At 57.7% G+C, this 22,334-nt stretch carries 25 protein-coding genes; 20 read left to right on the top strand and 5 right to left on the bottom strand.

What is annotated here, in order from left to right; translation table 11 throughout:
* The first annotated feature begins 152 nt into the window (after positions 1–152).
* A complete protein-coding gene (locus AC1RRC_RS07490) occupies positions 153–1,505 on the top strand; it encodes a TolC family protein (protein WP_493054634.1) in 1,353 nt (450 codons plus the stop codon).
* Entirely contained in the window at positions 1,502–2,908 is a 1,407-nt protein-coding gene (locus AC1RRC_RS07485) for a multicopper oxidase family protein (protein WP_493054633.1), read from the top strand. The genes AC1RRC_RS07490 and AC1RRC_RS07485 overlap by 4 nt, the downstream gene beginning before the upstream one ends.
* A 138-nt stretch (positions 2,909–3,046) precedes the next feature.
* Here AC1RRC_RS07485 and AC1RRC_RS07480 read toward each other — a convergent pair whose 3' ends face one another.
* The gene (locus AC1RRC_RS07480; protein ID WP_493054632.1) at positions 3,047–4,213 is read right to left on the bottom strand and encodes a 4-hydroxybenzoate 3-monooxygenase; all 1,167 of its coding nucleotides are present in this window, start codon (positions 4,211–4,213) and stop codon (positions 3,047–3,049) included.
* A gap of 132 nt (positions 4,214–4,345) precedes the next feature.
* Between AC1RRC_RS07480 and AC1RRC_RS07475 the strand changes: the two genes are divergently transcribed.
* A complete protein-coding gene (locus AC1RRC_RS07475) occupies positions 4,346–5,254 on the top strand; it encodes a helix-turn-helix domain-containing protein (protein WP_493054631.1) in 909 nt (302 codons plus the stop codon).
* Positions 5,255–5,258: 4 nt separating this feature from the next.
* Here the strand turns inward: AC1RRC_RS07475 and AC1RRC_RS07470 are convergent, their stop codons facing one another.
* Complete coding sequence (locus AC1RRC_RS07470; RefSeq protein WP_493054630.1) at positions 5,259–5,672, bottom strand: cupin domain-containing protein; 414 nt, start codon at positions 5,670–5,672, stop codon at positions 5,259–5,261.
* A gap of 134 nt (positions 5,673–5,806) precedes the next feature.
* Between AC1RRC_RS07470 and AC1RRC_RS07465 the strand changes: the two genes are divergently transcribed.
* The gene (locus AC1RRC_RS07465; protein ID WP_493054629.1) at positions 5,807–6,292 is read left to right on the top strand and encodes a MarR family winged helix-turn-helix transcriptional regulator; all 486 of its coding nucleotides are present in this window, start codon (positions 5,807–5,809) and stop codon (positions 6,290–6,292) included.
* Between the two features lie 26 nt (positions 6,293–6,318).
* On the opposite strand, the gene AC1RRC_RS07460 is transcribed toward AC1RRC_RS07465, so the two are convergent.
* Both AC1RRC_RS07460 and AC1RRC_RS07455 read right to left on the bottom strand, forming a co-directional pair.
* Positions 6,319–7,245, bottom strand: coding sequence for a delta(1)-pyrroline-2-carboxylate reductase family protein (locus AC1RRC_RS07460; RefSeq protein ID WP_493054628.1), 927 nt, complete (start codon positions 7,243–7,245; stop codon positions 6,319–6,321).
* Complete coding sequence (locus AC1RRC_RS07455; RefSeq protein ID WP_493054627.1) at positions 7,232–8,059, bottom strand: AraC family ligand binding domain-containing protein; 828 nt, start codon at positions 8,057–8,059, stop codon at positions 7,232–7,234. Before AC1RRC_RS07455 ends, AC1RRC_RS07460 begins: the two co-directional genes overlap by 14 nt.
* Before the next feature lie 119 nt (positions 8,060–8,178).
* Here AC1RRC_RS07455 and AC1RRC_RS07450 point away from each other — a divergent pair, with 119 nt between their 5' ends.
* Together AC1RRC_RS07450 and AC1RRC_RS07445 are read left to right on the top strand one after the other, a co-directional pair.
* Positions 8,179–9,123, top strand: coding sequence for a DMT family transporter (locus AC1RRC_RS07450; RefSeq protein ID WP_493054626.1), 945 nt, complete (start codon positions 8,179–8,181; stop codon positions 9,121–9,123).
* 72 nt (positions 9,124–9,195) lie between these two features.
* A complete protein-coding gene (locus tag AC1RRC_RS07445) occupies positions 9,196–9,927 on the top strand; it encodes a hypothetical protein (RefSeq protein ID WP_493054625.1) in 732 nt (243 codons plus the stop codon).
* Between the two features lie 78 nt (positions 9,928–10,005).
* Here AC1RRC_RS07445 and AC1RRC_RS07440 read toward each other — a convergent pair whose 3' ends face one another.
* The gene (locus AC1RRC_RS07440) at positions 10,006–11,538 is read right to left on the bottom strand and encodes an SEL1-like repeat protein (RefSeq protein WP_493054624.1); all 1,533 of its coding nucleotides are present in this window, start codon (positions 11,536–11,538) and stop codon (positions 10,006–10,008) included.
* A 656-nt stretch (positions 11,539–12,194) separates the two neighbouring features.
* Between AC1RRC_RS07440 and AC1RRC_RS07435 the strand changes: the two genes are divergently transcribed.
* The 14 genes from AC1RRC_RS07435 to AC1RRC_RS07370 all read left to right on the top strand — a co-directional run bounded on the left by AC1RRC_RS07435 (position 12,195) and on the right by AC1RRC_RS07370 (position 22,193).
* Entirely contained in the window at positions 12,195–12,512 is a 318-nt protein-coding gene (locus AC1RRC_RS07435; protein WP_493054623.1) for a hypothetical protein, read from the top strand.
* 327 nt (positions 12,513–12,839) lie between these two features.
* Positions 12,840–13,838: a putative phage abortive infection protein gene (locus AC1RRC_RS07430; RefSeq protein ID WP_493054622.1), complete on the top strand. Its 999-nt coding sequence runs from the start codon at positions 12,840–12,842 to the stop codon at positions 13,836–13,838.
* 227 nt (positions 13,839–14,065) lie between these two features.
* Positions 14,066–14,674 carry a hypothetical protein gene (locus tag AC1RRC_RS07425; protein WP_493054621.1) on the top strand — a complete coding sequence of 203 codons (609 nt, stop codon included), beginning with the start codon at positions 14,066–14,068 and terminating at the stop codon, positions 14,672–14,674.
* Positions 14,675–14,787: 113 nt separating this feature from the next.
* On the top strand, positions 14,788–15,162 hold the full coding sequence (locus AC1RRC_RS07420) for a YajD family HNH nuclease (protein WP_493054620.1): 375 nt from the start codon (positions 14,788–14,790) through the stop codon (positions 15,160–15,162).
* A gap of 76 nt (positions 15,163–15,238) precedes the next feature.
* Entirely contained in the window at positions 15,239–15,562 is a 324-nt protein-coding gene (locus AC1RRC_RS07415) for a colicin immunity domain-containing protein (RefSeq protein WP_493054619.1), read from the top strand.
* Between the two features lie 48 nt (positions 15,563–15,610).
* Complete coding sequence (locus tag AC1RRC_RS07410; RefSeq protein ID WP_493054618.1) at positions 15,611–16,027, top strand: tetratricopeptide repeat protein; 417 nt, start codon at positions 15,611–15,613, stop codon at positions 16,025–16,027.
* 171 nt (positions 16,028–16,198) lie between these two features.
* Positions 16,199–16,531: a hypothetical protein gene (locus tag AC1RRC_RS07405; protein ID WP_493054617.1), complete on the top strand. Its 333-nt coding sequence runs from the start codon at positions 16,199–16,201 to the stop codon at positions 16,529–16,531.
* A gap of 50 nt (positions 16,532–16,581) precedes the next feature.
* Positions 16,582–16,854 (top strand): hypothetical protein, encoded by a 273-nt coding sequence (locus AC1RRC_RS07400; protein ID WP_493054616.1) that lies wholly within the window; start codon positions 16,582–16,584, stop codon positions 16,852–16,854.
* Positions 16,855–17,273: 419 nt separating this feature from the next.
* Complete coding sequence (locus AC1RRC_RS07395; protein WP_493054615.1) at positions 17,274–18,122, top strand: hypothetical protein; 849 nt, start codon at positions 17,274–17,276, stop codon at positions 18,120–18,122.
* Positions 18,123–18,310: 188 nt separating this feature from the next.
* A complete protein-coding gene (locus tag AC1RRC_RS07390; RefSeq protein ID WP_493054614.1) occupies positions 18,311–18,829 on the top strand; it encodes a GNAT family N-acetyltransferase in 519 nt (172 codons plus the stop codon).
* A gap of 468 nt (positions 18,830–19,297) precedes the next feature.
* A complete protein-coding gene (locus AC1RRC_RS07385) occupies positions 19,298–19,756 on the top strand; it encodes a GNAT family N-acetyltransferase (protein ID WP_493054613.1) in 459 nt (152 codons plus the stop codon).
* A 559-nt stretch (positions 19,757–20,315) separates the two neighbouring features.
* Positions 20,316–20,744, top strand: coding sequence for a hypothetical protein (locus AC1RRC_RS07380; protein WP_493054612.1), 429 nt, complete (start codon positions 20,316–20,318; stop codon positions 20,742–20,744).
* An 85-nt stretch (positions 20,745–20,829) separates the two neighbouring features.
* On the top strand, positions 20,830–21,204 hold the full coding sequence (locus AC1RRC_RS07375) for a YajD family HNH nuclease (RefSeq protein ID WP_493054611.1): 375 nt from the start codon (positions 20,830–20,832) through the stop codon (positions 21,202–21,204).
* 170 nt (positions 21,205–21,374) lie between these two features.
* Positions 21,375–22,193, top strand: a complete 819-nt coding sequence (locus tag AC1RRC_RS07370) for a hypothetical protein (RefSeq protein ID WP_493054610.1) — start codon at positions 21,375–21,377, stop codon at positions 22,191–22,193.
* The last annotated feature ends 141 nt before the right edge of the window (positions 22,194–22,334 follow it).

Here is a 22,334-nt window from a genome sequence, read left to right as displayed (position 1 = left end):
TCCGCCGGATTACCGGCACGTCACAAGGAACCACAACATGAAACCGTTACACGCCCTGCCGCCCGTGGCAGCCGGCGCGCCGCTGGCTGTATCCATCCGGCCCGCGCATTCGCCCCTGCAACGCCCACTGCCACAGCGCAAGGAGCATTAATATGGCGGCACACCTGATCATCCGCGCCGCCATCGTGGCGGCGCTGGCCACGCTGGCCGGCTGCGCCGCCGTGCCGTCCGATGGCGGCGCCGACGCCGCCTCCGCGCTGGCTGCGGAACGCATCGGCCAAGCCGCGCCCCTGTCCATGGCCGCACCGGACACCGCCGCCGGCAAGGAAATCGCCACCCTGCTGCAACAGCCACTGACACCGGACAGCGCCGTGCGCATTGCCCTGCTGAACAGCCCATCGTTAAAAGCCGCGCTGGCGGAACTGGGCGTGACGGCCGCCGATGTGGCCCAGGCCGGCCGCCTGCGCAATCCGGGCATCGGGTTTGGCCGCGTGCGCGGCGGGGGCGACACCGACATCGACCGCAGTGTCACATTCGATATCGCCGGCCTGCTGACCTTGCCCGCGCGCAGCGGCATCGCCCGGCGCCAGCTGGAACGCGCACAGTTGGCGGCCGCCGGGCATGCGGTGCAACTGGCCCACGACACCCGCCGCGCGTGGTACACCGCCGTGGCCGCCGCGCAAAGCGCCGCGTTTGCGGGACAGGTGCGCGACGCCGCCGAGGCCGGCGCCCTGCTGGCCGAGCGCATGCGCAAGAGCGGCAACTGGAGCCGCCTGGACCAGGCCCGCGAACGCGCGTTTTATGACGACGCCATCACGCGCCAGGCCCGCACCGGCCATGAAGCCCTGGCCGCCCGCGAACACCTGGCCCGTCTGCTGGGCCTGGAGCGCAGCGACACGCTGCAATTGCCGGACCGTTTGCCGGAGTTGCCGGCCATGGCGCAAGAACCGCAGCAAGCGGAACGCACCGCGCTGGAACGCCGCCTTGACGTGCTGGCCGCGCGGCGCGATGCGGAAACCGCCGCGTCCGACCTGGGCCTGACCAGGGCCACCCGCTTCATCAATGTGTTCGACGCCGGCTATGCCAACAAGAGCGCCACCGGCATGCCGCGCCAGAACGGCTATGAAGTCTCGCTGGAATTGCCGCTGTTCGACTGGGGCGGCGCCAGGATGGCCCGCGCCGAGGCGCAATACCAGCAAGCCTTGCACCGCACCACGGCGGCGGCGCTGCAGGCCCGCTCCGACGTGCGGCTGGCTTATTCCGGCTACCGCACGGCCTACGATATCGCGCGCCACTACCGCGACCAGGTGGTGCCTCAGCGGAAAGTCATTTCCGACGAAGTGCTGTTGCGCTACAACGGCATGCTGGCCTCGGTGTTTGAATTACTGGCCGATGCGCGCGAACAACTGAACAGCGTTAACGAATCGATTGAAGCCCAGCGCGATTTCTGGATCGCGGAAACCCAATTACAGGCCGCGCAGCACGGCGCGGGAGCCCAGCCATGACCACACGCCGCAACTTCCTCCTGAACGCCGGCGCCGCCACCGCCGTGGCCGCCAGCGCCGTCACCAAAGCCGGCGCCGCCACCCTGCCGGAAGCGCCCACCATGGCCAACGCGGACACCCACGTGCCGCCACCGCCGCCCAATGGCCGGCCGTACAACCCGGTCGTCACCCTGAACGGCTGGTCGCTGCCCTGGCGCATGAACAACGGCGTCAAGGAATTCCACCTGGTGGCCGAACCCGTGGTGCGCGAACTGGCGCCCGGCATGAAGGCCCACCTGTGGGGTTATAACGGCCAGTCGCCCGGCCCGACCATCGAAGTGGTGGAAGGCGACCGCGTGCGCATCTTCGTCACCAATAAACTGCCGGAAATCACCAGCATCCACTGGCACGGCCAGCGCCTGCCCAATGGCATGGATGGCGTGACGGGCCTGACACAGCCGGCCATCGCGCCCGGCAAGACGTTTGTCTATGAATTCATCGCGCGCCGCCCCGGGACTTTCATGTACCACCCACACGCCGATGAAATGACGCAGATGGCGATGGGCATGATGGGGTTCTGGGTCACGCACCCGAAGGACCCGTCGCTGCACGCGGTGGACCGCGATTTCGTGTTCCTGCTGAACGCCTACGACATCGAACCGGGGCGCTATGCGCCGAATCCCAACACCATGCTGGACTTTAACCTGTGGACTTTCAACAGCCGCGTGTTCCCTGGGATCGAATCGTTGAACGTGCGCCAGAACGACAAGGTCCGCATCCGCGTCGGCAACCTCACCATGACCAACCACCCGATCCATATCCACGGCCACGAATTCGTGGTGGCCGGCACCGATGGCGGCTGGGTGCCGCCGTCGGCGCGCTGGCCGGAAGTCACGACCGATGTCGCCGTGGGCCAGATGCGGGCGATTGAATTCGTTGCCAACGAACCGGGCGACTGGGCCTTCCACTGCCACAAGTCGCACCACACCATGAACGCCATGGGCCACGACGTGCCAAACCTGATCGGCGTGGACCACAGCGGCATCGCGGAAAAAATCAACAAGATCGTGCCGGGCTATATGGTGATGGGCGACAAGGGCGGCTCGATGGGCGGCATGGAAATGCCGCTGCCGGAAAACACCTTGCCGATGATGACGGGCGAAGGCCCGTTTGGCGGCGTGGAGATGGGCGGGATGTTTACGGTCATGAAGGTGCGCAAGGACCAGAAACGCGGCGATTACACGGACCCGGGCTGGTACCGGCATCCCAAGGGGTCGGTGGCGTATGAATGGACCGGGGAGCTGGCGGAACCGGTGCGCAGCAAGGATGCGGGCAAGGCGCTGGCCAAGCCGCACCACCAGCATCAGGCTGATGTGGAGGTGACGGTGAGGAAACCATCCGGGGGCGCGCACTCGGGCCACTGAAGCGGGCCGCATCGTCATGCCGGCATGGTGGCTTCCGCCTTGCGGAATCCACCCTACGCATTTTCCGCCATCCACAAATTCGTACCGCGTAGGGCAGTTTCCGCGCAGCGGAAGCTGCCGTGCCAGCGTCAACGCGCCTTAAAACACGCCAACATAATTCTCCGCCAGCGCCGTCGCCAGCTGGCGCGACGCCACGATGTTGTCCAGTTCCGCGCGCTGCATCTGGCGTTCGAACGGCGTGGCGTCGGCGAAGGTGTGCATCAGGCGCGTCATCCACCACGAAAAATACTCGGCTCGCCAGATGCGTTTCAGCGCATCGGCCGTATACGATTGCAGCAAGTCCTGCTTGCCCTGGCGGTAAAACTGTTCCAGACCGCGCGACAGCAGGCGCACATCGGAAATCGCCAGGTTCATCCCCTTGGCGCCGGTGGGCGGCACGATGTGCGCCGAATCGCCCGCCAGGAACAGCCGGCCCGACTGCATCGGCGTCGAGACAAAGCTGCGCATGCCGATAATGCCCTTCTGGAAAATCTTCCCTTCCTGGACTTGCCAGCCGTCGTTGTGTTCCAGGCGCGCATGCAATTCCGCCCAGATGCGGTCATCGGACCAGTTCTCGACTTTATCGGCCGGGTCGCACTGGAAGTAGAGGCGCTGCACCGTCGGGGTGCGGGTGCTGACCAGCGCAAAGCCGCGCTCGTGCTGCGCATAAATCAATTCGTCCGATGAAGGCTTGGATTCCACCAGGATGCCGAACCAGCCGAACGGATAAATACGCTGGCAATCTTCGCGGCCCGCCGCCGGCATGGCCGGGCGCGATACGCCGTGAAAACCATCGCAGCCAATGATGAAGTCCGCGTCGATGCGGCGCGCCTCGCCGTTGTGCGTGAACGTGACCGACGGTTCGATGCCGTCGATCCCGCCCGGGACCACGTCGGTCACCTGGAACAGCAATTGGCCATCGGCCGCCATACGGGCCGCCACCAGGTCCTTGATGACTTCATGCTGGGGATAGACCGTGATGGCCTTGCCCGTCAGCCCCGTCAAATCAATGCGGTGGCGGCGGCCATCGAATTGCAGGTCAAAGCCGTGGTGTAGCGCGCCTTCCTTTTTCATGCGTTCGCCGACACCGGCGTCAAGCAGGATATCCATGCTGCCCTGTTCCAGCACCCCGGCGCGGATGGTCGCCTCGATCTCGTCGCGGGAACGCGATTCCAGCACGATGGACTCGATCCCCTGCAAATGCAGCAGGTGGGACAACAGCAGGCCGGCCGGGCCGGCGCCAATGATGGCGACTTGGGTACGCATGGTCTTCTCCTCGGTGTATGACTGTTTTTGATGGCTCTATCGTAGTGCCCCCCTGCGCTGAAAAGAATGGATGGTTTCGCAAATTACTTGTACTATTTTCACACCCGCAATGCATACACAAGGTCGTCCGCCATGGCCCGCAAGCCTTTCCCTCCCCCGCCAGACGTCCCCCAGTTTGCCCTGTACGGCGAGCAACAGCGGGCGGAAGGTGCCGAACTGGTGCATATTGAAACCATCCAGGCGCGCAGCCGCCAGCACGACTGGCACATCGGCCGCCACACGCACAAGGCCCTGTTTCAGGTACTTTTTTTAATGGAAGGGCAAGTCCGCGCCGCCGTCGGCGAGGCTGTGTGGGAACGCATCGGCCCCACCGTCATCACGATCCACCCGTCGCTGGAACACGGTTTCGATTTTTCCGAGGAAGCGCAGGGTTATGTACTGACCATCGATGAACAACTGGTGTATTCCGCCGGCCGCGACCGGGGCGATTTGTTTGCGCCGCTGTTTATCCAGCCGCTGGCGCTGTCGCTGGAGACCATGCCCGAACTCCATGCGCGCATCGGGGCACTGCTCGACAGCCTGATGGCGGAAGCCGCCTGGCCCCACTACGGCCACACGCACTTGCTGGAATGGCTGGCGTGCAGCGTGCTGGTGCTGTTGACGCGGGCGCAGGCGGAACAGCAGTCCGCGCACCAGTCGGGCCGGGGCGACTTTGAATTGTTCAGCCGCTTCCGCGCCCAGGTCGAACAGCGCTACCGGGAACAATGGCAAGTGGGCCAGTATGCGGACGCCCTGCACCTTACCCCGGTGCGGCTGAACCGGCTGTGCCTGAAAGTCGCGGGGCAGACCGCCTTCGACATCGCCCAGGACCGGCTGATGCTGGAAGCGTGCCGCAAGCTGACCTATGCGCCCTCGCCCGTCGCCAGCATCGCCTATGAACTGGGGTTCCAGGACCCGGCGTATTTCAGCCGCCTGTTCAAGAAACGCATCGGCGTGACGCCCAAGGATTTCCGCAATCAATCACTGGCAGGGGAAGCGTAGCCGATCAACCGGCCGGCGCGCCCGGTGGATGTTCGTGGAACCAGTCGCTGATGCCGGGCATGGCCGGTTCAAACCCGCCCGGGGCCGAGAAATTCAGCACCCCGGCGCGCCGTTCGCCCCGGTTTTCAAAATCGTGCGTGACGCCGCCCGGCACCAGCACGAACGATCCCGCCGGCGCATCGACCCAATGGTCGCCAACGAAAAAACTCATGGTTCCTTCCAACACATAAAACACGTCGTCTTCCGGGTGCGCATGCGCCCCGGGGCCGGTGGTGCGCGGCTCCAGCCACCATTCGGAAATCGAATACTGGTTGGCCGATTCGTCGCCGTCCGCCTTGAACAGTGCGGAAATGCGGCCCATCGGATAGCTGCGTCCACCGCCGGGCGGCAAGACGACAGGCTGGCGTGGTGTGGTCATGGGCGCTCCTCTCATGTGTGGTGTCCGAGTATAGCGGGCTACGGCAAACCCCGGCTTATTGCACAATAGGTACTTCTAAGATATAACTATTTAGCCTTATAATGCAGCGCTAACCAAAAAGCAGAGTTTTTGCCATGCCCACCAGGAAACACAAGGAACTCATTGATGCCGTGCAGGAAGCGGCGGAACAGCCGCTGAAACAGGATCACCTGCTCAGCCTGGTTGGCTACAATTGCCGCCGCGCCTACCTCACCATCGTGCCGCTGTTCGACGAGCGCATGGCGCAATTCAACTTGAAGCCGGCGGAATTTTCCGTCCTCAGCCTGTTGAAGGCCAATCCCAACATCACGCAAAAACGGCTGTCGGCGGCGGTGAATGTCTCGCCGCCGAACCTCGCGATCATGCTGGACAAGCTGGAAGCACGGGGCCTGGTACTGCGCCAGCGCAATCCGCTGGACAAGCGCTCGCAGACCTTGATCCTGACGGGACAAGGCACGGCGCTGTGCATGCAATCGGAACAGACCACGGGCGAACTGGAAGCGGAAGCCACGGCGATGCTGAGCGATCAGGAACGGGCGCAGTTGCTGGGCTTGTTGCAAAAGATCTTTGTGCGGGAATAAGACTCGCCGCAATCCAACAGGCCGCGTCAGCGGCCAATGGCCACCCGCGCCGCCGCCAGGTCCCACGCGGCCTGCCCCACGGTCTTGAACACGGGCGTCTTCGCCGGCCGTGGCGCCTTGCCGGACAGGATGTCGCCCAGCGCGCACACACCGGCCCAGTCCACGCCGGCTTGGATCAAATCTCCCGCTTCATGGCGCGCGCCGTGGACGTCGTCCACCACGATGTCGCGCGCGTGCAGCAACGCCGGCGGGAATTCCGCCATGTGGCGCTTGAACGCGCCGACACCGATTGCCAGCGTATCGTCCGGCAGCATCGATGGAATCACCGGCACGGTGGACGTCGTCAAGGCGATCACCACATCGGCCTCCAGCGCCCGCTCCGCCAGGGCCTGCACGGCGCAGGCGTGCACCATCACACCCGGATGGCGCGCCTGCAACGCCGCCAATAACACCGCGGCAAAGGTTGCCGCCTTGGCCGCCGACGTCCCCGCGACATGGAAAGCGCGCACGCCAAAATAGTCCGCCAGGGCGTGCGCGTGGGCCAGCGCCTGCGCGCCCGTGCCAATCAACAGCGCCGAGGCGGGACGGCGTGGCGCCAGTGTCTCGATGCCCAGCAAGGTCATGGCCGCCGTGCGGCGCGCCGTCACGGTCGGCCCGTCGAGCAGCGCCAGCCGCCGTCCGGTGGCGGTATCGAACACGATGACTTCGCCCTGGATGGCCGGCAAGCCATGGGCCGCATTCTTCCCATGGACGGTAATGAGCTTGGTCACACTGATGTCCGGCGCCACCGCCGGCATGCACAGCAGCACGGCATCGGCGTCGATGGTGACAACCTTGCGCTCAGGCGCGTCGATCCCGCCACGGGACAGGCCGATGGCCGCCTGCGCCACGGCCGGCACCAGCAGGGAATATGGCAATGATTCGGCCGTGCGGGCCGCGTCAAGGATGTGCATGGGATCGTCCTGGGGTTTTTCCTGTGGAGCCGGCGCGCTTGCGGTATTCATCCGGGGTTTCATGGGTGAGGCGGCGGAACATGGCAATAAACGCCGACGCGCTGGCATAGCCGAGGTCCAGCGCCACCGCTTCCACCGTCTGCCCGGCTTCCAGCAGCGCCATGGCGCGTACCACGCGCAAGCGCTGGCGCCAGTCGGCCAGGGTCATGCCCAGCTCGCGCTGGCAGCGCCGCATCAGGGTGCGCTCGGTGGTGTGGGCCGCGTGCGCCAGTTGCGCCAGCGAGCGGTTGTCGGCGGGATCGGCTTCCAGCATGGCCAGCACCGGCGCCAGCAGCGGGTCGTCCGACATCGGCAAATAACTGCCGACGCATTGCGCGCCGGCCAGTTGATCGACCAGCACCCGCAGCAGGCGCTCATCGCTGGCGTCAATCGGGCTGGCGGGCGGATGCTGGCGCAACTGTTCGAGGATGGCGCGCACCAGCGGACCGACCGCCAGCGCGCACGTCACCGCCGGCAACGCGCCGCACAGCTCTTCCGCGATATACAGCGAACTGTGTTCCGCCGCCAGCCGGTTCTGGCCGATATGCTCGACCCGTGGCGGCAGCCAGACGCCATATTGCGGCGGCGCCAGGTAATGGCTGCCGGCCAGTTTCACTTCCATCACGCCGCTGAACGAATACACGAACTCGCCCCACTGGTGGCAATGCCACGGATAAATCGTGTCGGCCGGCACCTGGACCGCGCGGAAATAAATCGGCGCCGGCAGGGTGTCGGTAAACGGCGGCATCCGGACGTGACGGGGCGGCGAGGTCATCAATTTCCTGTCAACCCCGGCGACTGGCGGGCTGACGCTATGTTCTGTCAGTTTTGAACTATATCAAGCAAAGCTGCCAGGCGCATAATGGATCTTAGTTTATTGATGAAGGAATCGCCGTGGACACGCGCAAAACATTGGATGGGCAAGCCATCGGCCTGATGGCGCTGCTGTGCCTGACCTGGAGCTTGCAGCAAATCGCGCTGAAAGCCACGGCGGCTGATGTCTCGCCGCTGCTGCAAATCTCACTGCGCTCTGGCATCGCCGCCGTGCTGGTGGCCATGCTGATGTGGTGGCGCCGTGAAAAATTCACGGACGGCGGCTTGCGTCCCGGCCTGATGGCGGGCTTCCTGTTTGCACTGGAATACTTGCTGATCGGCGAAGCGCTGCGCCACACCACGGCCGGCCATACCGTGGTGCTGCTGTACACCGGGCCAATCTTCGCGGCGCTGGGCCTGCACTGGAAACTGCCGTCCGAGCGCCTGGCGCCGGGCCAGTGGATCGGTATTGCGCTGGCGTTTATCGGTATCGCCGTCACCTTCATTGGCCGCCAGGGCCCGGCGCGCGACATGGCCAACATGCTGGCCGGCGACTTGATGTGCGTGGCGGCCGGCGCCGCCTGGGGCGCCACCACGGTGGTGATCCGCTGCTCGAAACTGTCGTCCGCCCCCGCCACGGAAACCCTGCTGTACCAGCTGGTGGCCGCGCCGGTCCTGCTGCTGCCGGCCGCCGCCGCGCTCGGCCAGCTGACCTTCACTGCCACGCCGCTGGCGCTCGGCAGCCTGGCGTTCCAGTCCGTGGTGGCATCGTTTGTCAGCTACCTGGCCTGGTTCGCCATGCTGCGGCGCTACCTGGCGTCGCGGTTGGGCGTGTTTTCCTTCCTGACCCCGCTGTTTGCCGTGGGGCTGGGCGGCTACCTGCTCGATGAACACATCGAACCCAATTTCATTTTGGGCGCCCTGCTGGTGCTGGCCGGGATCGTCCTGGTCAGCGGCTACAGCTGGATCGTGCAGGGATTCCATACGTTGCGCAGGCTGAACGCGCAGGCGCGAAGCGGACTGTGACAAAGCGCGTACTTTCCGCCCCCTCGCTGCGGCGATAATGCTGGCTTTCAGCCCTGCATTATCTCTACCATCATGCCACTTTTCGGTCTCGGACTGCACATCCTCATCGCGCTGCTGTTCGCCGTGCATGCGGTGCGCACGCGGCAGCAGCTGTACTGGCTGCTGATTTTATTTTCATTCCCGATGCTGGGCAGCATCGTCTACTTCTTCGCGATTTATTTGCCGAATTCGCGCCTGGAACATGGCGCCCGCAAGGCGGTGGCGTCGGCGGCGCGGGCCCTGGACCCGGGGCGGGAATTGCGCGAAGCGCAAGCCGCCTTTGAATTCACGCCCACCGCACAAAACCAGATGCGCCTGGCCTATGCTCAACTCGACGCCGGCAGCGCGCAAGAAGCCGCCTCGACCTTTGAATCCTGCCTGAACGGCGTGTTTGGCGCCGACCTGGAAGTGCGCCGTGGCGCCGCGCGCGCCAATCTCGCTTGCGGGCGCATCGATGCCGCCATCGCGCACATGGATTTCATGCGCCGCGCGGACCCAAGTTTCCGCGCAGAGGAAATTGCCATTTTGCGGGCGCAGACCCTGGGCGCGGCCGGACGCAATGCGGAAGCCAAAGCGGCGTTTGCCGAAGCTTTGGCCCGGTTCAACAGTTTTACCGCGCGCGCCGAATACATCATCTGGGCCCGCGCAGCGGGCGAACACGCGCTGGCGGACAGCCTGAAGCCGGAACTGGAACACACCATGGCGTACTGGAACCAGCATACGCGCGAAATGAACAAGGAAGTATTGCGGCGTCTGGGCATGTGACAGGCTGCCGCCGCCGCCGGCGCCGGAGTCGGCGCGGTCATTCCGCAGGGGGGCTTGGATTCATCAAGCCCCCCTGCCTCACCGCGTGGCCGGCGTTTTCAACATACCATCCGCCGTCACCCTGTCCTGCGCACTCAACCGCGGCGCGATTTCCCCCAGCGCCGCCCCCGCCGAAGCATGACCGGATGCCTTTGCCAGGTTCATCCATACGTAGGCCAGCGCCACATCCCGCGCGCCGCCCTGCCCTTCGGCCAGCATCACCGCCAGGTTGAACATCGCGTCGGCCTGGCCCTGCATCGCGGCTTCATGGAACAGCTTGCGGGCCGTCGCGTAGTCCTGCTTGACCAGTTGTCCCTCATAAAAATACGTGGCCAGCGCACTTTCCGCATCGGGGTGGCCTTTGACAGCGGCCTGCTTGTATAGCCCCAGCGCGCGCTGCTGGTCCGGCGCCACGCCATGGCCCAGGTCGTACATGCGCGCCGCGCCGAACATCGCCCCGGCATGCCCGCCCCTGGCAGCCGCCATCAGCCACGCGCCAGCCTGTTTATAGTCTTGCACAATACCCTGTGCGCCGTCGTAATACAGTTGCCCCAGCTGGTATTGGGCCGGCACATAGCCCGCTTCCGCCGCTTCCCTGAACCAGTCACGCGCCTGCGCGGCATTTTTTGGACCGCCAAAACCTGACAGCGCCGCCATGCCCAGCATGTTCAACGCCGGCACAAAGCCATACCCGGCGGCCCGGGCATACCACTGCCGCGCCTGCGCCGCGTCGCGTGCCGCGCCACTCCCCGAACCCGTGCCTGCGCTGGTGGCGGAGCCAGAGCCGTTGCCGATTCCCGTGCCCGTGTCCGAGCCGGCGCCAAGCAGCGCCATTTTCGCCAGCAGCATCGCCGCCTCCACCCGTGCATTCATCCACTCCGAGTGCGCCGGATCGAATTGCAACCGGTCTTCGACAGGGTGGTAGCGCATGTCGATGACCTTGATCAGCCAGGCCCGCGCCTGCGCCGGGTCTTTCGGCGTACCCAGGCCGTGCAAGTGCATCTTGCCTATCATCAGCGCCGCTTCATCCGTCCCGAGCTTGGTGTAGGCCGTGTTAAACAGTGCCAGCGCTGCGGCGTAATCTTCCTTGTCCAGCGCCGCCAGCGCCTGCACCATGGATTTATCCTTGCGCTCGATGCGGTTGCGCCCGGCCGCGAAATTGCGGTCATTGTTGCCACACTGGACAGACGGCGCCATCGCATCGGTGGACGGCACCGGGTTTTCCACGGACGTCGCATCGGCCATGCGCGCCACATTGCCCAGCGGACTGGACTCATCGATGCGCTCGGCGGGATTGGAGATACTGTCGTCGAGGTTAAAGTCGCGCATGTAACGCAACGTCACGTCATCGTCGCTCGCGCTATAGCTGCTCATAAAATTGCATGAAGAACCCAGCTTGCGCGACAGCACACGGCTGCGCGCCGTGACGATATTGCGCGGATCGTCGGCGGTGGCTTTCGTGCCGTTGACGGTGACCTGGGCGGCGGGAGCGGCCTGCGTTTGCGCGGGTGACGGCGTGGCCAGCAACAAGGCCATCAGAGGAGCGAACCGGTGCAAGGCGATGGGCTTCATGGTTCCTTTCAATTTTTCGGAACTATGCTAATGCCGGTAACCAGGCGGGAATGTTCAACGCGATGATTATTTCGGGGGCGGTCAGGCGGGTGCCAAATGAATCAGGGTCTAACCCGGCATATTCCGGGCCATCGGCGTCTAATCCGGTTGAAAAATCCAGGTCGTGCGTCGAAAACGGGCTAGGAATCCAGGGCGAAAGTCTGGTTTGATCCAGTTTCGAGGGGGGGAAGGCTAAAGTGTGCCCTATTCCGTTTCTTCGGGACAATCTTTAGACGCTTCTCGAAGGGGACTGAATCGCGGCTGATGATCCGAAGCAGCCGCTATACCTGCCCATCAGGGGGGGTTCTGGACCTCAAACTGCATCTTATGCAAACACGTCCCGGCATCAAGCCGGAAACATGCGTTACGGAGCTTGTACGGCGCTGGCTGGCGGTTGATAAAGAACGGCGCGCATTGGTCAGGAACGCCCGGGCGATTCGCGGTTTTCAATGGAAAAATTGGGCTGGCTGCGAAAATAGGACGCACCTCAAGTCCTTGGGACACCTAACAAAACCACTTACTTGTCCGGGGAGCAACAACGTCGTACACTGAGTCGTTGCAGCGGGCGCTTTCTAAAAACGGCCGGTGTTTCATCGTCAATGCACGAGAAGATTTTCATGACTAACAGCACAGAAGCACAGAAGAGGACGGCAGTTCGGCGCGAATACAGTGCGCTTTTTGATGCGCTCTCAAAACTTCTTTTCGCGGCCGACCCGGTCGGAATTAATTTTGAAACGAACACTGACGAGTACGACCCAGAAGTGGGAACCATCATTCCTCGATTACAGCACGCAAACACCAAAGACGACGTTCAGCAAATAATTCACGAGGAATTTTGTACTTGGTTCGACGCAGAAACGGCCGGGCCCATCGGCGCATATGGGGAAATCGCCGAGAAGGTTTGGGACGAATGGCAGCGTTATCGACGCCTATGAACCGTCGACTCCCAGAGCCGATGAAGGCGACGACGCGACCGCGTACAATCGGCTAAGAGCGGGCGTCTGCTTTAATTTCATCAAGCGAGAGTTGCGGATTGAAAAGTGCAGACACTGCTGAGTTGCTGCAAAGTGTTCCGCTAGTGAAACGCGTCAATGGTATACATTTTAATGAGATTGAGTAATTCTGTGAAAAACCAAGTTTCTTTCGATTGGTCATGTCACTCCTGCCGTTTAACTAACACGGGGAATTTAGAGCGATGCGTTCGCTGTGGCTGTCCTTCCCGCGCGACGGCATGGCAGATTGACAATTACCGGAGCGGCGCAATGTTAGCGGCTCCTAAAGCTAATGCTCATAGATTTACCAAACATTGGTTGGAACTCACACTTTTTCTTATTTTTCTCATCCTGCTCAGCTTGGTAGTGTGTGTTCCGAATTTGAGGACGCTAATTTCGAGCCAAGGCGCAGGGTTGCTGGGGGACTTTATAGGCGGGTTTGTGGGGACGGTTTTTACGATTGCAAGTGTTTTACTTCTATTATCGAATTTGCGAAATCAGCTCCAAGCCTCCACACAGCAGAATTTTGAAAGTAAGTACTTTGAGTTAGTGAAGATGCATCGTGAAAATGTTGCTGAGTTCGTGGTTGGAGACCAAATGGGTCGCAAGGTTTTCGTCTCGCTGATCCGCGAGTGGCAAGGCATCCTTTATACCATACGCGGCCTTAAAGGTTCTGAAAAACTCACCAACGATGATCTTCTGTGTGTGTCCTACTATGCCTTGTTTTTTGGCGTTGGCCCAAATTCTACACGAATGTTAAGACGATCCCTGATCGCTAGGTTCGGTGAAAATTATGTAGATGACCTAACGGATTTCCTTGACAAGGAAGAGACGAAATTTGCCATTAAGCGTAATTCTGATTTATCGTACCAGCCTTTAGATGGCCACCAGTCGCGCCTAGGGCACTACTATCGTCACTTATTCCAGGCAATATGTTACGTTGATAGTCAACCTAATTTCATTAATAAATATGATTACGTTAAGACGATACGTGCTCAACTTACAAATTATGAACAAGCTTTGTTATTGGTGAATAGCTTGACTCCGTTGGGGAAAAGCTGGTGGAACAAGGGTTTTATCAGAAAATACAGGATGGTTCAAAACATCCCCCAAGACTTCTTTAACGCTCGAACCGAACTCGACATCAATCTCTACTTCGAAGGAGAAAATGACTTTGAATGGCAAGAGCATGATTTTGATGCTTGGCCTCAAAGAGGGCAGGCAGATAGTCAGTCAGTTTTGGTCAGAACCAAATCGTTGTTCGATTAGTTACGTTAAAGACCTGTTTGGCGATGCTAATTCGCTTACTCAATATAATGAAAGATCTGTCGGCGATCCTGATGTAAAGCGCACACTTGATCGCTACGAAGTAAGCACAGCGGGCACGATCATGATCTGTTATACAGTGTATAACGAATATGCGAATGCTGCTACCGGCCAGGAATCGCCGCTAAAATTTTAGATCCATAGGTGCGTTTCCTATTTGGAAAAGTTATATGAAAAACGAAATTTTCAATAATATCCTTGAGTTTGAAAAGCACCTCGCATTGCCAAGTGGTTTTTATGAAAAAATTCTCGAAGAGGACGATTGGTCTTTCGTGGTCAAGCTAAGTGCCTTATTCGAGGCAGCGAGCACACACATCCTGATCAAACGACTGGATACGCCTGAGTTAGCGGATTCGTTCGCAGAGTTAGATTATGCAAACTCCAAGTTTGGAAGAGTGACGCTCTTAAGGAAGCTCGGCGCCATCACCAATGAGCAATCCAAATTCCTCTTAGGCCTCGCCACATTGCGCAATAAGCTCGTTCACAATATTGCAAGTATCGGATTCTCATTCGGAAAATATATTGATTCGTTCGACAAGCAACAGCAAAGTGCCGTTATAAAATCCTTCGGCCACGGCATTAACGATGATGTGGAAGTAGGTGATAAAACAGTTTCGCGACGCGATTTTTTTCTAAAAAACACTAGACTCGCGCTCTGGCTTACCGCTGCGGAAATACTTGCTTGCCTTTATCTAGAAATTGAGGTTGTTCAACTCCGCCTACAGCGCCTTGCTCTCGATGGATACGTGAAGATAAGTCATTCGTTCGCCCAGCCGTAAAGTCAAAACGGTATGTACAAGTTTTAGCCATAGTCCGCTTTGGGGCCAGCGGCCGAACCGGCCGACGGTGTGCGCTGCTGGCCAACATGTAACAGTAAGGAAAGGAAATAAGCATGACTGTAGGAAAAAAACCGGACGCCGCGCGGCTGGACAAAATTGTGGCCGACGCACGGCGCGCGGCCGACCAGCGCGAGCTGGGCTATCGCGAGCGCTCTCTGAAAATGTATCCGTGGGTGTGTGGGCGCTGCATGCGCGAATTCACGCATGCCAATGTGTCGCAACTTACAGTGCACCATCGTGACCACAATCACGACAACAATCCGCCTGATGGCAGCAACTGGGAATTGCTGTGCCTTTACTGCCACGATAACGAACACTCGCGTTATCTCGAGGCCGACCGGGGGCCTGGTCTGAAATCGGCCGAGGTCGCGCCGGCAACGCATAATCCGTTTGCCTCATTGGCCGGTCTGATGAAAAAGAAAGAATAACGCTAGGGTGGTGCCGACGGCGTGAATAGGTGCAATCGGCCAATAACCGACGTTCGTCAGTGACAATAAGACCTGAATGGAAATGACATACCATAACCACCAGAAGATTTATCAGGACGCAATGGCACAATTCGTTCAAGACGTGCTGTCGGCCGATGAGTTCATTATCCGTTTTATGCGGCAATGGCGTTTGGACCGGGATGCTCTATGGGAGCATATTAATGCAGGCAAGGCTAGAGTAGCTGACGGACGTGAGTTTTGCGAAATCATGGATCAAGTTTTCACAGCATGTGACTGCTACTCGCCCGAACCGTCATCTCCACCAGACATATCGGCGGCTCAGCTCAAGGCCGAGGTCAGAGATAGTTACCAAAGGTGGTGGACAGAACCGGGCGCATAACGGCCAGAACCGGTCGTACGAAACAATAAACCAACATGGTTTGCGATCATGAGCATTGAAAATGATGTATGGCCGCAGCATATGGCTTGCTACAAGCAGGCGGACGAATTGTATAAAACGGGCAGCCTACGGAAGGCAATTAAGGTGTTTCGCTTAGCATTGGCACTAGCACCGAACGACGCAGATACGCTTTGGGCAATCGCTGATTGCTATAGCGAACTCGGGCAACCGTTCAAAGCCGGAAAATTGTATCGCGCAGCCTTCATCCGGAGCTGCTGGAGTCAACGCGGAGACCTTCTCTACAACATAGCAAACGCGTTATTGGATCAGCGACGACCAACTGCCGCGATAATATATTATCGCCAAGTGGGGCGAAACTCGAAATCGTTTCGCTTGGCCAGAAAGAACCTCGAGTTGGCAAGGCACATGGGGAAAAGAAGACGATTCAAACCTGCTAAAATCTGAATGATCCAGGAGCCTTGGCGCCGACGCTTACGGCCAGGACCGGACTATCGAAGCCATTAGCCAAAATGTGAATTGGAAACCACTAAACCTATGTCTCGAACAGCGACAGCGGCACTCGTTTTATTTGCCATATTGATGAGTGTTGAATATGTTTGGACCAACGGAATAACGATGAAAACTACTTCAGAGGCCTTCGTTACGCGCGCCGATATGCCATTGTTCGAGGTGAAGGATGGGAAGATGAACGTTAGAATGGCACCGACTCCTGCTGCCAGGCCAGAGGAAACCGCTACTATGTACCGCGCCGCGACTTTTAGCGTACCAGTTAAAGTGGAGCTGCAATCGAAAAAAGGAAACGTTTTCTTTGACATCGCTGGGTTGAGCAATGAGGGGGATTTTCTCATTCCGTGCGCGCCGGCAAAGAAATGCCGCTCGATACTGGAGGCGGCGCAGATGGAAATCCCAGAACAATTGATTAATTTGGACTTGAAGGTGGAACAGTAACCACCGGCCACCTTCGGCCAAGAGCAGCCATTCGCGAAAATGAAATAATTATGGCAATCGGATTATCTGTGTCCACTATCATGGGGCCTTGGCAAGGCGATGAAACTACTGGACTCATGCAACGTTGCCGTGATAGTTGGGAAATTTCGCTATGCGACTTGTCTGATTTGATGGTGGCAACATATCTTAATCAAAAAATCGCTGAAATTAAAATGTGCGAAGAGGCAGAGTTTCGGTTGAAGACCAAGGAACGAGACGAGACCGAGTACTTCGATGGCCAGCTGATGGAGGCGCTTGTAGATGCTAGAAAACGCTCCAAGTGAAAATATAAGGCTCCAACCGGCTATAAACTGCCGTGCCAATCTATACAGAAAAGGAATCACACTGGTGTCGATACGCCATTATCTTGCTAAACTCATTTCTTCATCAGGCTTAACCGCTACTTATCGCTTTACGCCAGATTCGATTACTCAGAAATATTGGGGTACAGTCGAGTTTAACCTTGAAACATGTGAGTACAGAATTGTGGAATTGGCTCCGGACCCTGGGGATTGGGGATGGCCTCAGGAGACGGTCTGCGTCTGCTTAGCCAGGAAGCTGAAGAAGCATATCGACATTTCAGGCATGACAGCTCCCTCTGCCTTAGAATGGGTTTCTTAATGCCTGTATTCGGCCAAGAGCAGACTGACATTCGGTCGCTCCTTATCCATACGAATTCTTCGCCAGTGGCCAGACCTCAACCGTGAAACACAAGAAACTCGTCATTTTCGCAGTCTCGCTTGCCCTACTTTTCATCATGGGCATCTTCTTGAGTCAATCCGTATTTTTAAAGGCTGTCCTGGCAAAATACAAGTCCACGGATCATTTTGTCTTGCTTGGCGATGACCAGCGCATACGATACGAAAAGCCCGCGGAGGAAAATGCAATTGCATTGAAGCCGATTCTAAATGGAAGCCAAGCCCAAGTGGAATCCATTCTTCACGCGCGTTTCAAAAAAACCATCGAAGTATACGTTTGCTCGTCGCAGAACTCATTCAATGAATATGTTTTCCTATCAAAGAATGTGAAAGGCGCTGTCTATTGGGGAAAGCTCTTTTTGTCTCCCGGCGCTTTTAGCCAGAATGAGTCCAGACTGGCTGAATTGACCACGCACGAGCTGACGCACTACCTTTTTTACACCCATCTCGGCGAAAAGGCTCATGTGGAGAATATTCCGCTTTGGTTCCGCGAAGCCATCGCGGTTTTTGTTGCAAACGGCGGCGCAGATTACACCAAAGGCGGGAACCTACTGAACCTGATTAGTAGCGAAGAAAAGCACGCATTCCTGTCCGGAAAAATAGATTTTTGGTTTGCAAGCAGCAACCCGCTTGATGCGGTTACCAAGAATGGAACGGCCAACTGGCTTTTATACAGGGTGGGTGCATTGTTTGTGCATTTCTTGCGCGACTCACAACCCGCTAAATTCGATGAACTGATTCAGTTAGTGTTGTCCGGGACGGAATTTAACGCGGCACTTCAAGTCATGTACGGAAAAAACACTGAAGTCCTGCTCAGGGAATTTTCTCAATATCTGACTAAGGCTAATCGTTGACACACGTGGCACCCAACCTCGTTATTTACCTCGAGCGCTTCTTGTTCAACGCCGAACGGCCAAAAGCAGACACAGGAATGGCTATGTCGTAGGTGAATCTATCAGATAATGGAGTTGTGAGCACAGACGAACGTGTTTAACCATGCTTTCCAAAAGTTATTAAAACATCTCTCGTTCGACATAAGATAATGGTTAAATTTCTACTACCCAAGACCCTGCCTATTCTGAAAAGCGAGCGCATTATCCTAAGGGCGTTGGGGGACGATGATATTGCGGCCCTATTGGATATATACGGAGACCCGCTTGTAATGAAATATACGGATGAAGACCCTTTTCCGAACCAATATTTCGTTGAGATCATGCTAAAAAGCGTTCGCCACCTTCTTGCTATTGGTGAGTCTATTGAGTGGGCCATAACATTGCGAGATAGTGATGAGGTCATTGGAACGTGCGGTCTCCACTGCTTCGATGCGGAGCGACGAACAGCCGAAGTCGGGTGTTTATTACGGCATTCCGCATGGGGCAAAGGCTACATGAAAGAAGCGATTTGCATTTTGATGAATTTCGCCAAAGATGTTCTCAAACTAACTGGTTTAGAGGCGGATGTGGCTATTGAAAACGAACGAGCCCAATATTTTTTCAGAAAACTCGGATACACGGAAAATCGTGCAGGTTATTTGAGAATAGATTTAAATACAAACCGATAGAAAGATCGTCTATTTTGTTGATAGTAAAATCGTTCGTCAGGAGTTTTTTTCGTCCGCTTTGGGGCCAGGCTGTGTGAAAACCCGAGTTTCTGTGCCGCGAACGGCCGCGCCGTGCAAGTGCCGACTTTCTGCGACGCGCAAGCCGAAGTTAAAAAGGGCTCACGCTGCCAGCAGTGATTGTTGGCCTCCCTGGGGACACTGGGATACCTGAAGACCATGTGGCGCTTTGGTTTGGAAACCCCAACGCTACACGCAAACCGGAGGGAGGAACGGGTGGAATTGCTCCTGAGGTTTGGGACTGTGCCCGCAGACCTGTGTGAGGCAGGGATGGCGTCCTCAGTTAGGCATTAAATTGACATCAACCGGCCAATACTAGACGGTCCGTGATGGATGGGAAGAATGGCGCTCGCTCGACTGACGCGAAGTTCTCGCATAGAATCATTGCTCTGAATCACTCAAGAGGTAGCAATGTCAATCCGTAAAGCTCTTCCCATCGATAATTCCGGTGCCAAGGCTGTAGTACAGAAATCATTAGCTTCTTTCGGTTTAATCGCGGATTTTGACACCTTAGATGCTGCCATTGGCGCGCTTGGCCAAGCCAACACCCCTAACGAAATCGAATTAGTGGCAGAGGTAGATGGCAAACTAGTCGGCTGCCTTGCAATTCAGCGTATGGAGGGGTCTGTCGCCAAGCTGTTCGGCTTCCACGTCGATGCGAACATGCAAGGACAGGGCATCGGCCGAACACTGCTGAGCGAGGGAATAGCACAGGCCGTTATCCATAACTTCACTCAACTGGAACTCGAGACTTGGGGCAACATGGGGGCTGCGGTTCACCTGTATGAGTCTTTGGGATGGGTTCGTGGCCCGGACCCACTACCAGAAAGTGGAGCGGACCGCTTTTACTGCTTGGCACTAGTCAGGTAAAACCCGACTTAATGAGCGCCTCCCGCAGCAGTCGACTACTGGCAAACTGAATGACTGCAATGAGGTGCTATTTAAAGGTTTACATAGCGCCCCTATGCGCAGATCGCAACTATGCGCAGGTGACACGAGAATGATGGTGCCGCCCCCCCGTAGCGGCGGGCCTTGGTGGCCGGATCTATCTATGCATAGTTACAGCGCCTACAGGAACCGCATGAGTGAATCTGGCGCCCGGAACTACGCATGCTGGCATCATTTCCAGATGCGCCGCGTGTATCACAACCCGAACTGGAGACGTTTGCGTTGAGGAATTCAGCGCCCGCCCGCAAAGCCGCGCAGGTGCCGCAAGACGCACGGGCAGAATTTCCTAGCTTCGTCCAGGATGTAGAAGCTCAATGCCGATAACGGCCAAAGAGCAGCTCAGTCAAAAAAATAATATCTTATGAAACTGGCAGAATTGTCCCGAAGTCGGTTGTTAGCTATGTCGCTAATATTATGCACGCTACCAGCACATGCAATCCCGCCGCCACCGCCTGCACCTCCCGTACTGCGCAACGCCAATATGACTGCTATGGTCCAGCTGGTCGAAGCACACAATGGACAAGTGACCAAGATAACTAAGCTCTGCACGGTTAGCGGTAAAATCCCAGTCTATTCTGATAACGGCAGTGCCACCCGCTCAAATACTCGCGAGATTTCGGGCTGCAATATGACTTGGAAAGGAAAGAATCAGAGTATTTCTGTACGCGGGGCAATTGCAATTTCCAAAGGCAACATTACCTTCGCGATTGCGGGCGTGAGTGTAGTACCTCCTGATGCTATTCCGCTCTGTTCTATCTGTGGGTCACAACCGTTAGCCGATTCCAGTGCGGAATTTAAGGTAAGTGGTGTCCCCAAGTCATTGACGTTCAACTTGAATCCGAACCCGGTGTCGATGTTGAATGCCAAGCCAACCGTGTGGCTTGAAGCCGAAATTGAGGTTGTTAACTGAGGGTCCACAATGGAGCGCCAGCGGCCGAACCGGCCGACGGTGTGCGCTGCTGGCCAACATGTAACAGTAAGGAAAGGAAATAAGCATGACTGTAGGAAAAAAACCGGACGCCGCGCGGCTGGACAAAATTGTGGCCGACGCACGGCGCGCGGCCGACCAGCGCGAGCTGGGCTATCGCGAGCGCTCGCTGAAAATGTATCCGTGGGTGTGTGGGCGCTGCATGCGCGAATTCACGCATGCCAATGTTTCGCAACTTACCGTGCACCATCGTGACCACAATCACGACAACAATCCGCCTGATGGCAGCAACTGGGAATTGTTGTGCCTTTACTGCCACGATAACGAACACTCGCGTTACCTTGAGGCCGACCGGGGACCTGGTCTGAAATCGGCCGAGGTCGCGCCGGCAACGCATAATCCGTTTGCCTCATTGGCTGGTCTGATGAAAAAGAAAAAATAACGGTAGGGTGCTGCCGACGGCGTGAATAGGTGCAATCGGCCATTGGCAGACGTTCGCTTTACTGCCACGTTGGGATTTTTCTACAGCCTCGTTAGAGCGCAATATCCACCAAATGGCATTTGGTGCAATTCCGCCAACTCCATGAGCAATTTTCAGCTAGAAGCGATCGGATGATGAAAAGACAGTTTGCCCTCATGCTTCTTGCCTGCCTTTTAGCAGACTCAGCTTTTGCGCGATCTGACCAATATGGAGAAATTGCCGTGGCGACAAGAAGCCACAAGTTGGGCGAACCCTGCAGCGGCGGCAATATCAGCAAGCTCCTTGGAATGCAACAGCTTCCTGATGGCCCCGTCCTCACGTCCGGACTAAACCTGCAAAAGATTGACCCCGGCAACTACTTTGTCTACTACGAGCAATCTGAATTTAGCGGTACTAGTAAGGATTGCTACGAATTTTTTCCCCCGTCCCCACGAGATGGTGAGTGGAAGAAGGTGCCAAGAGTAGAGATCAAGATTACGGCAGGAAAGGTACACCGGCTAAGCCTGAATCGCCAGTTCGCCCCTCAAGTAGAAGTGCTTGATGAGCTTCCAGTCACAGAAAGGATGGTTGGCGAAATCATTTCGCTTGCCAACTCACTTCGTCTCTGGACCAACTTCTGCAGAGACATCTTCCCTGCTGCAGAAGGCGAGCGTCGAAAAGAGCTAATGTCTTCTTCGGTGCCCCTATACGCGAAGCTCTTCGGGCTTGCCGAGCGGGAGATGCCCAGGGAAGAAATGGCAACGCGGCTAACGCAGGCCGGACAAAACGACGCACAAGCAATGCGATGGTGCGCAATCGAACTTCCGGGGGCCATCGAGAATTTCGAATACGCATATGCAGATCGCGTGTCGGATGTTCAGGCTTTTCTCTCAAAGGAAGCAAAAAAGCCAAGCGAACTGCCATCGCGGACGTCACCCGGCGAGCCGGGCGCCTCTCCTGTCGCTCGCTAAATCATCTTCCGGCACATATGCAGTCCCCACCCCGAAGCAATTCGGGCCATCAAAGGAGCTGCCAGGCCGCGCCCGAAAACGCCGAGGAAAGTGACATACTGACCACGCATATGCTTTGCATGCGCACACAGCCTGATGCGC

The sequence above is a fragment of the Pseudoduganella sp. GW821-FHT12E03 genome (assembly GCF_058807115.1).
The sequence above is the reverse complement of the archived record's forward strand: the minus strand, read 5'-3'. Positions and strand labels throughout refer to the sequence as shown.

What these genes read in the sequence shown, in the direction of transcription:
- AC1RRC_RS07490 (WP_493054634.1), top strand. Translation starts at nt 153, where the DNA reads ATGGCGGCACACCTGATCATCCGCGCCGCCATCGTGGCGGCGCTGGCC.
- AC1RRC_RS07485 (WP_493054633.1), top strand. Translation starts at nt 1,502, where the DNA reads ATGACCACACGCCGCAACTTCCTCCTGAACGCCGGCGCCGCCACCGCC.
- AC1RRC_RS07480 (WP_493054632.1), bottom strand. Translation starts at nt 4,213, where the DNA reads ATGCGTACCCAAGTCGCCATCATTGGCGCCGGCCCGGCCGGCCTGCTG.
- AC1RRC_RS07475 (WP_493054631.1), top strand. Translation starts at nt 4,346, where the DNA reads ATGGCCCGCAAGCCTTTCCCTCCCCCGCCAGACGTCCCCCAGTTTGCC.
- AC1RRC_RS07470 (WP_493054630.1), bottom strand. Translation starts at nt 5,672, where the DNA reads ATGACCACACCACGCCAGCCTGTCGTCTTGCCGCCCGGCGGTGGACGC.
- AC1RRC_RS07465 (WP_493054629.1), top strand. Translation starts at nt 5,807, where the DNA reads ATGCCCACCAGGAAACACAAGGAACTCATTGATGCCGTGCAGGAAGCG.
- AC1RRC_RS07460 (WP_493054628.1), bottom strand. Translation starts at nt 7,245, where the DNA reads ATGCACATCCTTGACGCGGCCCGCACGGCCGAATCATTGCCATATTCC.
- AC1RRC_RS07455 (WP_493054627.1), bottom strand. Translation starts at nt 8,059, where the DNA reads ATGACCTCGCCGCCCCGTCACGTCCGGATGCCGCCGTTTACCGACACC.
- AC1RRC_RS07445 (WP_493054625.1), top strand. Translation starts at nt 9,196, where the DNA reads ATGCCACTTTTCGGTCTCGGACTGCACATCCTCATCGCGCTGCTGTTC.
- AC1RRC_RS07440 (WP_493054624.1), bottom strand. Translation starts at nt 11,538, where the DNA reads ATGAAGCCCATCGCCTTGCACCGGTTCGCTCCTCTGATGGCCTTGTTG.
- AC1RRC_RS07435 (WP_493054623.1), top strand. Translation starts at nt 12,195, where the DNA reads ATGACTAACAGCACAGAAGCACAGAAGAGGACGGCAGTTCGGCGCGAA.
- AC1RRC_RS07430 (WP_493054622.1), top strand. Translation starts at nt 12,840, where the DNA reads ATGTTAGCGGCTCCTAAAGCTAATGCTCATAGATTTACCAAACATTGG.
- AC1RRC_RS07425 (WP_493054621.1), top strand. Translation starts at nt 14,066, where the DNA reads ATGAAAAACGAAATTTTCAATAATATCCTTGAGTTTGAAAAGCACCTC.
- AC1RRC_RS07420 (WP_493054620.1), top strand. Translation starts at nt 14,788, where the DNA reads ATGACTGTAGGAAAAAAACCGGACGCCGCGCGGCTGGACAAAATTGTG.
- AC1RRC_RS07415 (WP_493054619.1), top strand. Translation starts at nt 15,239, where the DNA reads ATGGAAATGACATACCATAACCACCAGAAGATTTATCAGGACGCAATG.
- AC1RRC_RS07410 (WP_493054618.1), top strand. Translation starts at nt 15,611, where the DNA reads ATGAGCATTGAAAATGATGTATGGCCGCAGCATATGGCTTGCTACAAG.
- AC1RRC_RS07405 (WP_493054617.1), top strand. Translation starts at nt 16,199, where the DNA reads ATGAAAACTACTTCAGAGGCCTTCGTTACGCGCGCCGATATGCCATTG.
- AC1RRC_RS07400 (WP_493054616.1), top strand. Translation starts at nt 16,582, where the DNA reads ATGGCAATCGGATTATCTGTGTCCACTATCATGGGGCCTTGGCAAGGC.
- AC1RRC_RS07390 (WP_493054614.1), top strand. Translation starts at nt 18,311, where the DNA reads ATGGTTAAATTTCTACTACCCAAGACCCTGCCTATTCTGAAAAGCGAG.
- AC1RRC_RS07385 (WP_493054613.1), top strand. Translation starts at nt 19,298, where the DNA reads ATGTCAATCCGTAAAGCTCTTCCCATCGATAATTCCGGTGCCAAGGCT.
- AC1RRC_RS07380 (WP_493054612.1), top strand. Translation starts at nt 20,316, where the DNA reads ATGACTGCTATGGTCCAGCTGGTCGAAGCACACAATGGACAAGTGACC.
- AC1RRC_RS07375 (WP_493054611.1), top strand. Translation starts at nt 20,830, where the DNA reads ATGACTGTAGGAAAAAAACCGGACGCCGCGCGGCTGGACAAAATTGTG.
- AC1RRC_RS07370 (WP_493054610.1), top strand. Translation starts at nt 21,375, where the DNA reads ATGATGAAAAGACAGTTTGCCCTCATGCTTCTTGCCTGCCTTTTAGCA.